Raw genomic sequence first — 14347 nt, forward strand, 5'->3', positions numbered from 1 at the left:
GAGGAATTACTAATGGCAGAAATAAGAGTACATAACACTGGTGAGAGAATAAGTGGCAAGGAGCAGGTAGAAGCATTTCTAAGCAGGAATGAGGTTATTTATGAAAACTGGGAAATTGCAAAATTGCCTGGGCACCTCCAAGAAAATTTTACTTTAACCGATGAAAACAAAGAGGAAATTCTAGAAGTGTTTAAGGAAGAAATTGCGGCCATTTCTCTAAAAAGAGGCTATAAATCACAAGATGTTATTTCGTTATCTGAAACAACCCCAAACTTGGAACAACTATTGAAAAACTTCCAGCAAGAGCATCACCACACTGATGACGAAGTTCGATTCATTGTGAGTGGACACGGTATTTTTATTATCCAGGGTAAGGACGGCTCTTTTTTTGATGTAGAATTAGAGCCTGGGGATCTTATATCTGTTCCACCAAATGTACGTCATTATTTTACCTTAATGGAAGACAGAAAAGTGGTAGCCATTCGCATTTTTGTTACAACAGAAGGATGGGTTCCGATTTACGAAAAAGAAGAAGTGAAAAATTAAGTAAAAAGACCTCCACTTAAGGAGGTCTTCAGGCTGTCGAGAAAGTCTCGACAGCCATTTTTATATTCAATAACTTCAACAAATTACCGCGTTAATATGTTATAATATAGTTAATACATATAGGCGGTGATTCTATTGTTTAATACAAGAAATACAACGCAAAATGAAGTTGAGTTTGTCTCAATTGAAGACCTCGTTCCCCAAGATCATCTACTCAGGAAAATTGATAAGTACATTGATTTTTCCTTCATCCTAGAACGCGTTCGCCCCTACTACTCTGAAGATAATGGACGTCCCTCTTTAGACCCTCTCGTACTTTTCAAAATGATGTTTATTGGCTACTTTTATGGAATTCGCTCCGAAAGACAACTTGAAAAAGAAATTCAAATGAACATCGCGTACCGTTGGTTTTTAGGATTACGTTTAACCGACCCTGTTCCTCACCACTCCACAATTAGTTGGAATCGACGCAAACGTTTTAACAAGACGAATATTTTCCAAGAGATATTCGATGAAATCGTCCTTCAAGCCATGAACCACAAAATGGTTGGTGGACGCGTATTGTTTACGGATTCTACCCATTTAAAAGCAAACGCCAATAAGCATAAGTTCACAAGAAAAACCGTTGAAGTAGAGACACGAGAATACATAGAAGAATTAAATCAAGCTATCAGCGAGGATCGAGAAAAGAACGGAAAAAAGCTCTAAAAGAACGGGAGGAGGTGAAAGAGACCAAAGAAATCCGCAAAAGTTTAACGGATCCGGATTGTGGCTTTATGTCACGAGATCAAAAGCAAGAAATGTTCTGTTACCTTGACCATCGTACGACGGATATGAAATTTAACATCATTACTGATGCCTTTGTGACTCCTGGAAACGTTCATGACTCTGTTCCTTATCTCTCACGTATAGACCGCCAAATGGAACGCTTTGAATTTAAAGTGGAAGCTGTGGCACTTGACTCTGGTTATCTTACCAATCCCATTTGTAAGGGATTATCGGATAGGAACATCTTTGGAGTAATCGCACATAGAAGGTTTCACCCTATCAAAGGTCTCTTTCCAAAATGGAAATTCACCTATCAACCAGAGAACAATCAATACATTTGCCCAAACGGAGATGTCTTAACCTATCGAACCACCACGCGCGAAGGCTATCGAGAGTATAAATCGGATCCTTCGAAATGTAAGGTTTGTCCTTTACTTGATCAGTGTACACAATCCAAAAATCATCAAAAAGTGGTCACCCGTCACGTATGGGAAGATCATAAAGAACAGGTTCGATTAAACAGGCTTTCTAAGTCTGGAAAAATGCTTTATAAATACAGGAAAGAAAAAGTGGAGCGAAGCTTTGCAGATTCAAAAGAACTGCATGGGCTTCGCTACTGTAGGTTGAGGGGAGAAGGCAATGTGAGTGAACAAGTGTTACTCACAGCAGCCTGCCAAAACATGAAGAAGATTGCCACACACCTAGCCCGGCTAGGCTAGGTGTGTGGGAACCTTTTTCTCTCAAGTGTGATGCAAGATAATATCACATGGTCCACCAAAATAAAAAAGCTTGTAGAGAAAAACATAGGGTTTCTCTACAAGCTGAAGACCTCCACTTAAGGAGGTCTTTTTTAGATATATGACTACTAAGTGAGGCGTGTGGGAATATAAAGAGAGAAAACAATATAGGAGGCGCTAAGATGGAACATGTCATCATCATTGGTGGAATTGCTGGGGGAATGAGTGCAGCATCTAAGTTAAGAAGATTAAATGGTGATATAAAGATTACTGTTTTTGAAAAGGATTCCCATATCTCCTATGGTGCCTGTGGTCTTCCTTACTATATATCAGGAGTCACGCCATCTCATGAAGAACTACTAGCAAGAACCGTGGAGGATTTTGAAGAAAGAGAGATACGTGTTCATATAAATCATGAAGTCACTAAGGTGGATCCATTAAAAAAAGAAGTGCATGTTATAAACCTTCAAACAGGAAAACAATTCATCGCTGCTTATGATCAATTGTTGATTGCAACAGGAGCCATTCCAGTTGTGCCTCCATTCGTCCCAAAAGAAGCAAGTAACATCTATACATTAAAAACGCTTGAAGATGGTATAAGAATGAAAGAATATTTTAAAGAAGAGAAGATTAAAAAAGTTGGAATTATTGGTGCAGGGTACATAGGCATGGAATTGGTGGAAACAATGCTTGAGCTTAAAAAAGAAGTAGTTGTCATTGAGCTTCAAGATCAAATTCTCCCAAATTATGATAAAGACGTGGCAGATATATTAGCTAAGTCGCTACAAGAACGAGCGTTGATTCGAACAGGTGAAGAAGTGAAAGAGTTAAAAGTATCAAGAAATCAAGTAACACATATCCTTACTGATAAAGGAAGCTATGAGGTAGATGCAGTAGTAATTAATGTTGGCATCAAACCAAATACCGATATTGTCAGTGACATCGGATTAAACATGCTTGATAATGGAGCAATTATTGTGGATAAAAAGCAGAGAACAAGCGTCGAGAACATTTTTGCTGCAGGAGATTGTGCTACAAGTATGCATTTGCTTTTGAATAAGCCTGTCAATATTGCGCTTGGTACAACCGCTAATAAACATGGAAGAGTAGCGGCAGAAAATATTGCCGGAAATTCCAAAGAGTTTCCCGGTATTTTAGGTACTAATGTTGTAAAAGTAATGGAGTGGACCGCTGCGATGACAGGCTTAACGGAAAAGGAAGCGGAGAAAGAAAAGATTGCGTATGAGTCGGTAATGGTGGAAGCGGGCAGTCATGCTTCTTACTACCCTGATGCGGAAACAATTCATATAAAACTTGTCTATGAAAAAGACGCCAAAACAGTCTTGGGGGTCCAAATGCTTAGTAAAGACCCAAGTATAGCAAAAAGAGCAGACGTATTTGCTGTAGCTATTACGAATGGTATGACAACTGAGCAAATTGCCATGCTTGATTTGAGCTATGCACCTCCTTATGCTACTGTATGGGATGCCGTGCAAGTTGCCGCTAATGCGGCGAAATGATTTATTATAATATTATGAATTTTCTTTACCTTGTTAAGGGATTATGCTATGGTAATAGTAGTTTTATCGATTACATAGTATAGAGAGAAAACGATTGGAGAGTGAGTTGCGTGAAAGTACGTTACAATTTTGTGCCGAAAATCAATGTCCAATACTGTGAACCAAGTTACACAGTGAAAGAGGCTTATGAAAAAATAAAAGATACAGGCTTTAGATGTATCCCCGTCTTATCAAATGATGGACATGCATTTTTAGGCCTTGTGTATAAGGTGCATTTACTAGATTATTTATATGAAGGAAAAGGCAGCGAGACTGATTCGATTGAAGTGCTTATTCAAAATAAAGATGCTTTTATCTACGAGGAAGACTCGTTTTTTACAGCATTTTTTACAATTAAACGCTTACCTTTTATCGCAGTTTTAAATGAGGAAAATGAGTTTCTAGGTATCCTTACCCACGCTAATGTAATGGATGTTTTAGCAGATTCATTTGGCATGAAGACAGGTGGATATACTCTAACAATAGCAACCATTGAGCATAAGGGAGCAATAAAGGACCTTGTGTCTATGATGAAGGATATTAACATAGATGGAATGTTAACACTAGATAATGGTGAGAAATATTTGAGGAGGGTTATCGTCAACCTCCCAGCATCGCTATCTCAAGAAAAATTAGATAAGCTTGTCAAAAAGCTTGGAGAAAAAGAATTCAGAGTGACGCATGTGGATCAAATTGATGTAACAAAATAAGATGGAAATGGCCACTCTCCATAGAGAAAGTGGCCATTTTTTATTCGTGCAAAAGTTCTTTTTCTACCAAGAGATTGGATAGTGTTACAATTTGAGCATGCTTTTGGATCATGGGAATGTATTCTTTAAGAACACTAGCCGTTTTTTCACCTGCAATTCCCACATGCCCGATAGCAATAATGGAATCATCCACCTCTGTTTTTTTTATCAAATGGTTGGTCTGTTTAACAATATGATTGGTAGTCATCACTTCATCGAAAAACATCTCATTCTCTAAAAATGGAACACCAAGTTCTTTTGCAATAGGTGCTACTACGCTTTTTTTAGAAGTTTTACTATCAAGGTAGTAAAGGTTCCGTTCTTTACATATTTCAAGAATAATTTTCATGATACGTTCATCTGCAGTTATTTTAGACCCCATATGATTATTAATACCTACTGCATGTGGAACAGAATCAATTGCATCATTAACCCTTTTATAGACTTCTTCATTAGATAGACCTGAGGTAATCGCACCAGGACCAAGCCAGCTGCTTTTTCCTTTGATTGGCTCCATGGGCAAATGCAAAATCACTTCATGCCCCATTTTGTAGGCCATTTTTGCATCCTTTTCTGTTGTTGAAAGGAAAGGCATGACGGCAACGGTTAGTGTTACAGGAAGAGAGAGTATTTCTTCTGTTCCTTTCATGTTGTTCCCCAAATCATCAATAACAATAGCGACTTTTGTTGAAGTATGTTCATTTGCGCTAACACCATCTGGTAATAAGAATGAAGAAAAAATAACAAAAATAGAAATGATTTGTACGATTCTCATAGTTACACCTGCCTATTTTTTCGCTAAATGACGACATTTTTCGCAATTTTCTTTCCCTATATTATTATGAAATCCTTACTCGCTCTAGGTACTTCATCCTATTGTTTGTAATCCGCTAAAAAATAATTCATTAAAAAATATGTCTAACTTTGCGAATCTATTTACAATTTTTCAAATTATTGTAATACTTACAAATGTGACTATTTTGAGTGAAGGAGAGAATCATTTTGTCGTATGAAGGGTATGTAGATCAGTTATTATTGATGATAAAAGAGAAAAGAGATAACATGATAGCGGTTGCTAACAAGACAGGCTATGTTAGCGAACAAACTGTAAAATGCAGCCAAGATTTGGACAAGTTGATTTATCAATATCAGGAAATAATTTTTGAAAAGAAAAACTAGAAAAATCTTGGAAGCCTTCTAAACTGAGGGCTAAAAAATCTGTATAAGAAGGACCATAAACAACATACCGATGATAAAGGCGTAGGTGGAGGAAGTTTCATGACCATCCCCATGGCTTTCAGGAATCAATTCCTTATAGATGATATATAGCATTGCTCCTGCAGCAAAAGCTAATCCATAGGGTACTAGAGAAGAGACAATGGAAGTGAGATAAAAACCAAGCATTGCCATAGGGATTTCAATTGCACCAGTTAACGTTGCCACTACAAAGGCTTTGCCTTTTGAAATTTTTTGGTTCATTAAGAATAACGCCACAAGAAATCCTTCCGGTGCATTTTGTAAACCGATCGCAAAGGCAATTAATTTTCCTGTTTCTAACGCATCGGATGCATAGCTTACTCCAACAGATAAACCTTCAGGAATATTATGTAAGGTGATGGCGGCCACAATCAACATCGCCTTCTTATCAAACGCAATGCCACTCCTTGTATGCTCTAAATCAATATGAGGTATTGATTTTTCCAAAACAGTTAATGTAATTACACCAAGAAGCAACCCAACACTTAAGGGCAAGAACCCTCCGTATGATAACGATTCAGGAATTAAACTTAAGGTAGCTGCTGCCATCATAATGCCAGCCGTTAGTGCAAGAAGTGTATCTCTCCATCTATGTGTAAGTGTATTTTTAAGGAACAATATTGGCAGTGCGCCAACACCTGTCGACAATGCTGCCAAAGCACTCCCAATCATCGCTTCTTTCATATAATAGAAATTCCTTTCTTTTTTAATTTTCCTTACGTTTATAGGGTGAGTGCCTGTTAGAAATAACAGCCTCACCTTTTATCATTGTTTAGGAAATTATAAAAAATACGTCTGTGGATATCTGGAACAAAAGTAGCAACGTCCAGTCCCATGCGCCAGCGACTAGCAAACTTCCCTCGCCTCCTTACGATAAGGCAACACGAAAAAGCTAACGCTCTTCGTGTTTTCTTTATCTCATACGACTCAGTGCCACGAAAAGTGAAGCGGCTCGTTCAGCTCCGACAAGCATAAGACAGCTTTTTGCAGGAGGCTGATCTTGCCTCCGGAGGAAAGATGGCTTATGACTCGAGGAGCTAGCCGCTGCAACTAGACAAAGTTTATACGTCGCAAAACGGTCGAATTGCGCTTTTGAATTTTAGGATACTCATGGGTAGCAGCGTCCAGCTCCATGCGCCAGCGACTAGCAAACTTCCCTCGCCTCCTTACGATAAGGCAACATCGAATCGCTTTCGCTCTTCGTGTTTTCTTTATCTCATACGGCTCAGTGCCACGAAAAGTGAAGCGGCTCGTTCAGCTCCGACAAGCATAAGTCAGCTTTTTGCAGGAGGCTGATCTTGCCTCCGGAGGAAAGATGGCTTATGACTCGAGGAGCTAGCCGCTGCAACTAGACAAAGTTTGTACGTCGCAAAACGGGCGCATTGCGCTTTTGTTCTGATATTTTATTCAAATTGTATCCACATTTTATTGAGCCTTCAGGAATGACGTCCCTCATCATTCCTGAATGGTACGTTGATTCAAATTTCACAAATGAACCGCAACTGGGAAGAGATGGGGTTAATTCTATTTGTTATAATTATTGTTGTTAGAGTAATTGATTTCCTATCTTCATCCATCAGAAAAAGAATCGTATAATTTTTTTAAGGGTTGGTCTTTTAGATCAGCTCTTTCTTTTACTCTTAGAAGGTCATTGACTATCCAACTAAGTTGCATTAAAATTAGTTTTAATTCAAGATATTAAAAAGGAATGAAAATGATGGCCCAAAGACATGAATTAGATACTTCTCTTAAATTATTTATCGTGCTTTCGCGTGCATTTAGAGCAATTAATGACCAAGCGAACAAGTCCATACAATCTTTTCAATTGAATCCAACTGAATTTGCTGTGTTAGAGCTTCTTTACCATAAGGGTGAACAGCCACTTCAGCAAATCGGTGGTAAAATCTTGCTTGCAAGTGGAAGCATAACCTATGTTGTAGACAAATTAGAGAGCAAGGGCTTACTTAACCGAAAAGCTTGCCCGAAAGACAGAAGGGTAACCTATGCCCAAATTACGGAAGAGGGTAAAGAGTTGCTCGCAAAAATCTTCCCTAAACACGAAGAGCACATTCATCAGCTCTTAGAAGGCCTTTCACAGAATGAAAAAGAACATGCCATTGACCTTATAAAAAAACTTGGACTCAACGCCCAAACCAAAAGCGACCTTTCATAGGAAAGGTTGCTTTTTTTTGGGCTCTTTTCTAAAAGATTGTTGCTAGTAACTTGTCTAAAGTGATCTATTTCCAATTTTTATGTTGAGTCAAATTGCCGCTGCTTTATCTTCCTCCACGAAAAACCCCCGACAGCTGCCTTATCCAAACGCAGTAGCAACAAAATTTACAAAAACAGCCTTTTTTTTCGATAAGTGAAAGAAAAGGATAAATAATAGAGGAATACCCTAGTTTTTGTCGAATTTATACATCGTAAAAAGTCTATAAAAAGGGGAATTTACATAATGAGATTTGAAGAGTTTGTTTATAATCGTCCTAATATGGATGAAGTAGAAAAAGCTTTCTTAAGTGCCCTAGAAACATTTGAAAATGCCAAAACTTTAGAGCAGCAAGAAGAAGCGATGAAAGAGATTAATGAAATCCGCAACAACCTTAGTACAGATTTTAATCTTGTGTATATTCGTCACTCCATCGACACCAATGATGAATTCTATAAGGGCGAACAGGATTTTCTTGATGAAGTAGAACCAATCACAAAATCTTTGGAGACAAAATTTTATAAAGCCCTGGTACAATCACCTTTTAGAAGTGAGTTAGAGGCAAAATGGGGAAATCAATTATTCGCGCTTGCAGAATGTGAACTTAAGACGTTTGATGATTCCATCATTGAAGATCTTCAATTGGAAAACAAGCTTTCAACGAAATATTCCAAGCTCGTTGCTTCTGCTAAAATTTCATTTAATGGAGAAGAATTGACCCTAGCCCAGCTTGATCCTTACACAGAATCAGAAGATCGAGACATTAGAAAAAAAGCAAGTGAAGCAAAATTTGGATTCTTCCAAGAAAATCAAGCTGAATTTGATGAGATATTTGATCAGCTTGTAAAAGTCCGGACAAAAATGGCAAAGAAACTCGGCTACAGTAATTTTGTCGAGCTTGGGTATGCAAGAATGACCCGAACAGACTACAATGCCGAAATGGTAGCGAAATTCAGAGATCAGGTTAAGGATAGCATTGTACCTCTTGTATCAAAACTTTCTGAGAAACAGCAAGAGAGAATTGGTGTAGAGGCTTTGAAATATTATGATGAAGGATTTAAATACAAATCTGGAAATGCAAAGCCAAAAGGTTCTCCTGAATGGATTATCGAAAATGGCAAAGAAATGTATGAGGAGCTTTCCCCAGAAACAAAAGAATTTTTCCAATTCATGATTGATAATAACCTCATGGACCTTGTTGCAAAGAAAGGCAAGGAAGCTGGTGGTTATTGTACGTATATCTCTAATTACAAGTCACCATATATCTTTTCTAATTTTAATGGGACTAGTGGCGACATTGATGTACTAACACATGAGGCGGGCCATGCGTTTCAAGTTTATATGAGCCGCGGTTATGAAGTGCCTGAATACAACTGGCCAACATATGAAGCATGTGAAATTCACTCGATGAGTATGGAATTCTTTACATGGCCATGGATGAATAAGTTTTTCCTTGAGGACACAGATAAATATAAATTTTCTCATTTAAGCGGAGCCATTTCATTCTTACCTTATGGGGTGGCAGTAGATGAATTTCAACATTTTGTGTATGAAAATCCAGAAGCAACACCGGAAGAAAGAAACCAAGCTTGGAGAAATATCGAGAAAAAGTATTTGCCGGAAAGAGACTATGATGGAAATACTTATCTAGAAGCTGGAGGGTTCTGGCAGCGTCAAGGACATATTTACCGCTCTCCGTTTTACTACATTGATTATACTCTTGCTCAAATTTGTGCCCTGCAATATTGGAAGCTTGCACAAGAAAATCAAGAACAGGCATGGGAGTCTTATCTAGAGCTATGCAAACAAGGGGGAAGCAAATCATTTACTCAACTAGTTAAAGTAGCAGGTCTTCGGTCTCCATTTGAAGAAGGTTGTGTGGAATCGGTAGTAGGTGAAATTGAAGCTTATCTCAACAATATTGACGATAAAGCATTATAAGGAAAATCGAGAAGCTGTCGTACTTACGGCAGCTTTTTCCATCTAGATTTAACAATAGATTATCCTTTCCCTTTTGATGTTGATTTTGTAGAATAAAGGGTATATAGTTTATCCATTCTCATTTTTTTAACCCATAATAATTCTACCAATATTAGGTAAGGGATAAAGATACAATAATGAAAATACTAAAATTAACACATAAAATGTAACAGTAAGGAAGTGGCATCCATGAAAACAAATTCACTGTTTTCCCATCTGTCCATACGTAAAGTATATGGAGAGTTTCCTTTATCGGTTTCCAATATTTTTTCTGATTCCAGACAAGTAACACCCGATTCAGTTTTTGTCTGTATAAAGGGTTATACCGTTGATGGACATAACTACATAGATTCAGCCATTAACAAAGGAGCGTCTGTTATAGTCGTTGAAGATCTACCGAATGAATTGCAAAATGGAATTTGCTATGTTCATGTTCGAGATACCGAAAGGGCGTTAGGTCATTTAGCGAACAAATTTTTTGATTATCCATCTACAAAGCTCAGAATTGTAGGAGTTACAGGTACAAATGGCAAAACCACCGTCTCAAGCGTGATAAACAATATCATGCGAAAAGAGGGGTATAAAACAGGTTTGAGCGGAACAATTGAAATTGATATAGATGGAGAAAAATTTGAGAGTAAAAATACCACAAGTGATGTACTGACCATGCAAAGAATGTTAAAAGACATGGTGGAAGCGGGTGTCACGGATGTGGTGATGGAAGTGTCCTCACACGGTTTAGTGTTAGGAAGGCTTACAGGTATCGAATTCCAAAATGGCGTGTTTACCAACTTGACTCAGGATCATCTTGATTTCCACGGGACAATGGAACACTATAAGAATGCAAAAGGGCTTCTTTTCGCACAGCTTGGACAGGACCTTAGAAAAGATAAAGCAGCCATCCTAAATGCTGATGATGAGACAACGAAAGATTATTCGGATATGACAGGCGCAAGAATTATTACCTATGGCATAAAAAACGATGCCGATTTCAAAGCAGAAAATATTCGTTTTGAACAAAGCAAAACAAGCTTTACTCTGATAACAAACTTTGGCGAATTTGAACTGGAAATCCCATTCCTTGGAGAATTCAACGTCTACAATATTCTCTCTGTCATTTGCGTGCTCTGGGACAAAGGTATGCCATTTGAGCGGATTCTAAAACACGTAAATGAAACGACACCTCCTAGTGGTAGGATGGAAACATTCCCAACTGGAGATAGCAGAAATGTAATCATTGATTATGCTCACACGGAAGATGCAATTGGGAAAGTATTAGACAGCATTCGGATGTTTACGACCAATAAGATTATCTCCATTATTGGCACAGGTGGTGGAAGAGATAAAGACAAGCGCCCTAAAATGGGGAGAATTGCAACAGAGAAGTCAGACTTTGTCATTTATACAACAGATAACCCGCTTGATGAGCCTGGAGAAGAAATCGTCGAGATGATGGCAGCTGGCTCCGTTCATGACAACTATGAATGTATTCCTGATAGAGAAGAAGCCATTACCCGAGCGGTTGAACTTGCAGGGAGTGGTGATGTTATCCTTATAGCAGGAAAGGGACATGAAAATTATCAGTTAGTTGGAAAAGAAGTAGTCCCGTTTGATGAAAAAGAAATCACGTTAAATGCAGTAAAAGCCTTCCCATTAACAGATAAAATACCTACAACATAGATGATTGGAACTATTTACTGACTAGAAGGTTGGTTCACAAATACGTGAACCAACAGCTAGTCTTCTTTTTTGTATCTGATTTAAAAGATTGTTGGCAATTAACACTTTAAGCCATTTTAAACCACTTGGTTAAAACTTTCTCCACGAAAAGAACACGACAGCAACGTTGGTATAGAAATATTTTTGTAAAAAACACAAAGGATGGAAGCTTCTTGTTGAAAAAAACCCTTATCTTTTTCATTATTTTCATGATTGTAGTTGGTTGTGCAAAACAGACAGATCAGGCAGTAACCATAGTCGAAGAAGCACCTTTATTAGAGAGAGGTAAAGCAAGGAAAGAGTTTTATTGGTTAGATCAACATAATGTAACGGTAAGAAATGAATGGACACAGCGAGCGCATGAGGTCTCTGGACAAGTGTATGCAGAACCGACAGAATTCTCGGAATACGTTAGTGGTGTAAAAACAAAATTGGATACAAAAGATAAGGTAATTGCTCTTACCCTGGATGCTTGTGGCGGGGAGACAGGCAGCGGCTTTGACGAAGAGCTAATTCATTTCCTTATCACACATAACATTAAGGCTGATTTGTTTATTAATGCAAGATGGATAGATGCAAACCGCGACATTTTTCTAGAGCTCGCAGCAAATCCTTTGTTTACCATTCAAAATCATGGAACCGAACATAAACCTCTTGCCGTTTCTAGACGTAGCGCATGGGGGATAGAAAGTACTACTAGTAAAGAGGAAATTGTAGAAGAAATCATGGGAAATCAGTTAAAAATTTTTGAGCTGACAGGGAAGTTCCCGCAATATTATCGTTCTGGAACTGCCTTTTATGACGATGTTGCAGTAAAAATTGCAGAAGATCTTCATTTGGAAGTGGTGAACTTTGATGTGATTGGAGACGCAGGAGCGACATTTTCAAAAGAACAAGTAGTCGATTCCATGAAAAGTGCCACCGCAGGCTCCGTTATTATTTTGCACATGAATCACCCTGAAAGCGAAACCGCAGACGGTGTAAAGGAAGCTGTTTTAGAATTAATAAATTTAGGTTTCCAATTTGTTCATTTACATGAATATAGATTAAAGTAGTTTTACAGTTCTGTAACAAATGAAGAAGAAGCGCATATTCAATGTGCTACAGGTGACGATAAATTTGGGAGGTAAATAATCGTGACCTGTATTTTTCATTGTCTATTTTCCATTGTTCTATTGTTTAACGTTTCAGCTTGTCAGTCAAAAAACAAAGTAGAGAAGGCAAATGAGAAGTTTGAAGAACGTATTGTGGCAGAAGCTGAATTTGCACATAAATCAATAAAAAACTCGGTGAAATTCATCCATAAATCCCCTAAAAAGGAATTTCCAAAGAAGAAATCACAACTAATACCTGAATTCAAAAGCAGGGGCTTTCGGTGGCTTCGAATGAAGGAAGATGGTATTGACTTTCTTTAAAGGGGATTGCTATAATTGCAAAAAGCTAACACAACACACTGTCTAAATATAATTGTATAACTCTTATCCAGAGTGACTGAGGGAACAGGCCCGAAGACGTCCGGCAACCCTTCAAGAAAAATAATTTCTTGAGAAGGTGCTACATCCTGCAGACTAGTATGTCTGAAAGATAAGAGGAGATAAAAAAACTCTCTTCCTATCGGAAGGGAGTTTTTTTATTTGTATGATGTGATGTAAAAATGTATAGAAATGAGAGGAAATGATGTGAGTATAAAAGACATTCAAAAAGAAATTAGAACAGTCTCCATCGGTAAATTTAAAACAGAAAGTGGGGAAGAGCTTTCTGATGTAGTAATTGCTTATGAAAAAGTAGGAACTCCTACGCTGGGTACCATTCTTGTGTGTCATGCATTAACAGGAAATCATGTTTCAGTTGGGAATCAAGATAACCCGGGATGGTGGGGAGATTTTATTGGATCAGGGCTATATGTAGATACAGACAAATTTCAAGTAATCACGATGAATGTAATCGGGGGTTGTAATGGAACAACAGGACCTACATCGATAAATCCTGCGACAAGAAAACCATATGGTAGTGATTTTCCTGTCATTACCATCCGTGATATGGTGCATGCTCAGTATCAAGGACTAATAACTTTAGGCGTGAAAAATGTAAAAGCCATTATCGGTGGTTCCCTTGGCGGTATGCAAGTGTTGGAATGGGGAATTCTTTACCCTGATTTTGCTGAAATCATTGTTCCAATAGCAGTTACACCCTATTTTACTGATTATGCCCTTGCTTATAATGTAATTGGAAGGCAAGCAATCATAAACGATCCAGAGTTCGATAATGGCCATTATCAAGAAGGAGCAGTGATTAAAGGGCTTGAAATTGCTAGAATGGTTGGTCTTGTTACCTATCGTTCAGATACACTCTTTAATGAACGATTTAAAAGAGAAAAAAAACAAGAGCATGAATTTCAAGTGGACTCCTATTTAAAGTACCAAGGACAGAAATTTTCTCGTCGATTTGATGCAAATAGCTACTTACGATTGTTAAATGCCATGGATAAATTTGATATTGGAGACAACCGAAAGGGCTGGAAAAATGCGTTAAAAGAAATTTCAGCCACCGTTTGTTTTATATCCTTTAAAGGAGACTTGCTTTATCCGGGTTCGTTGGTTAGTAAAGCTGTAGCGTACCTTCAATCTATAAACAAGGATTCGACCCACCTTGAAGTAGAAACGATGTTTGGACATGATGGCTTTTTAGTTGAATTTGAAAAATGGGGAGACACCATTAAAAACCTCATCGAAAAAGATAATACTTGAATTTAGGATATCCCTTCTTTCCTACCTGCTTGTTTCATATATATAGACAAGCAGGTTTTTATTTTGGAGTTCGGCG

13 protein-coding genes, 1 pseudogene and 1 riboswitch are annotated in these 14347 nt (G+C 37.9%); of the genes and pseudogenes, 12 read left to right on the forward strand and 2 right to left on the reverse strand.

The window, feature by feature from the left end; all coding sequences use genetic code 11:
* Positions 1-12: 12 nt before the first annotated feature.
* The 4 genes from FIU87_RS07400 to cbpA all read left to right on the forward strand — a co-directional run bounded on the left by FIU87_RS07400 (position 13) and on the right by cbpA (position 4320).
* Positions 13-546 (forward strand): 1,2-dihydroxy-3-keto-5-methylthiopentene dioxygenase, encoded by a 534-nt coding sequence (locus tag FIU87_RS07400; RefSeq protein WP_152443991.1) that lies wholly within the window; start codon positions 13-15, stop codon positions 544-546.
* Between the two features lie 129 nt (positions 547-675).
* Positions 676-2033, forward strand: a protein-coding gene (locus tag FIU87_RS07405; RefSeq protein ID WP_152446459.1) for an IS1182 family transposase whose coding sequence is annotated in 2 segments (ribosomal slippage) — positions 676-1249 and positions 1249-2033 — 1359 coding nt in all. Because the reading frame shifts where the segments join, the coding sequence is not laid out codon by codon here.
* 200 nt (positions 2034-2233) lie between these two features.
* Positions 2234-3571 carry a CoA-disulfide reductase gene (locus FIU87_RS07410; RefSeq protein ID WP_152443992.1) on the forward strand — a complete coding sequence of 446 codons (1338 nt, stop codon included), beginning with the start codon at positions 2234-2236 and terminating at the stop codon, positions 3569-3571.
* Between the two features lie 110 nt (positions 3572-3681).
* The gene (gene cbpA, locus FIU87_RS07415) at positions 3682-4320 is read left to right on the forward strand and encodes a cyclic di-AMP binding protein CbpA (protein WP_152443993.1); all 639 of its coding nucleotides are present in this window, start codon (positions 3682-3684) and stop codon (positions 4318-4320) included.
* A 40-nt stretch (positions 4321-4360) separates the two neighbouring features.
* Here cbpA and FIU87_RS07420 read toward each other — a convergent pair whose 3' ends face one another.
* Positions 4361-5134 carry a divergent polysaccharide deacetylase family protein gene (locus FIU87_RS07420; protein WP_152443994.1) on the reverse strand — a complete coding sequence of 258 codons (774 nt, stop codon included), beginning with the start codon at positions 5132-5134 and terminating at the stop codon, positions 4361-4363.
* Between the two features lie 227 nt (positions 5135-5361).
* On the opposite strand from FIU87_RS07420, the gene FIU87_RS07425 reads away from it, so the two are divergent.
* Positions 5362-5538, forward strand: coding sequence for an aspartyl-phosphate phosphatase Spo0E family protein (locus FIU87_RS07425; protein ID WP_152443995.1), 177 nt, complete (start codon positions 5362-5364; stop codon positions 5536-5538).
* A 30-nt stretch (positions 5539-5568) separates the two neighbouring features.
* Here the strand turns inward: FIU87_RS07425 and FIU87_RS07430 are convergent, their stop codons facing one another.
* Positions 5569-6300, reverse strand: coding sequence for a ZIP family metal transporter (locus FIU87_RS07430; protein WP_152443996.1), 732 nt, complete (start codon positions 6298-6300; stop codon positions 5569-5571).
* Positions 6301-7083: 783 nt separating this feature from the next.
* On the opposite strand from FIU87_RS07430, the pseudogene FIU87_RS21225 reads away from it, so the two are divergent.
* The 7 genes and pseudogenes from FIU87_RS21225 to FIU87_RS07465 form a co-directional block, all read left to right on the forward strand.
* Positions 7084-7212, forward strand: a pseudogene (locus tag FIU87_RS21225) (phosphonate ABC transporter, permease protein PhnE); the annotation flags it as partial.
* Between the two features lie 121 nt (positions 7213-7333).
* The gene (locus FIU87_RS07440; RefSeq protein WP_152446460.1) at positions 7334-7789 is read left to right on the forward strand and encodes a MarR family winged helix-turn-helix transcriptional regulator; all 456 of its coding nucleotides are present in this window, start codon (positions 7334-7336) and stop codon (positions 7787-7789) included.
* A gap of 282 nt (positions 7790-8071) precedes the next feature.
* Positions 8072-9766: a M3 family oligoendopeptidase gene (locus tag FIU87_RS07445; RefSeq protein WP_152443997.1), complete on the forward strand. Its 1695-nt coding sequence runs from the start codon at positions 8072-8074 to the stop codon at positions 9764-9766.
* 228 nt (positions 9767-9994) lie between these two features.
* Complete coding sequence (locus FIU87_RS07450; RefSeq protein ID WP_152443998.1) at positions 9995-11485, forward strand: UDP-N-acetylmuramoyl-L-alanyl-D-glutamate--2,6-diaminopimelate ligase; 1491 nt, start codon at positions 9995-9997, stop codon at positions 11483-11485.
* Between the two features lie 212 nt (positions 11486-11697).
* A complete protein-coding gene (locus FIU87_RS07455; RefSeq protein WP_253905534.1) occupies positions 11698-12579 on the forward strand; it encodes a polysaccharide deacetylase family protein in 882 nt (293 codons plus the stop codon).
* Positions 12580-12660: 81 nt separating this feature from the next.
* Entirely contained in the window at positions 12661-12939 is a 279-nt protein-coding gene (locus FIU87_RS07460) for a hypothetical protein (protein ID WP_152443999.1), read from the forward strand.
* Between the two features lie 60 nt (positions 12940-12999).
* Positions 13000-13115: riboswitch (SAM riboswitch) on the forward strand.
* 73 nt (positions 13116-13188) lie between these two features.
* Positions 13189-14271, forward strand: coding sequence for a homoserine O-acetyltransferase MetX (locus FIU87_RS07465; RefSeq protein WP_152444000.1), 1083 nt, complete (start codon positions 13189-13191; stop codon positions 14269-14271).
* Positions 14272-14347: the final 76 nt, after the last annotated feature.

The organism is Bacillus sp. THAF10 (genome assembly GCF_009363695.1).
Taxonomy (GTDB): Bacteria; Bacillota; Bacilli; order Bacillales; family Bacillaceae_I; genus Sutcliffiella_A.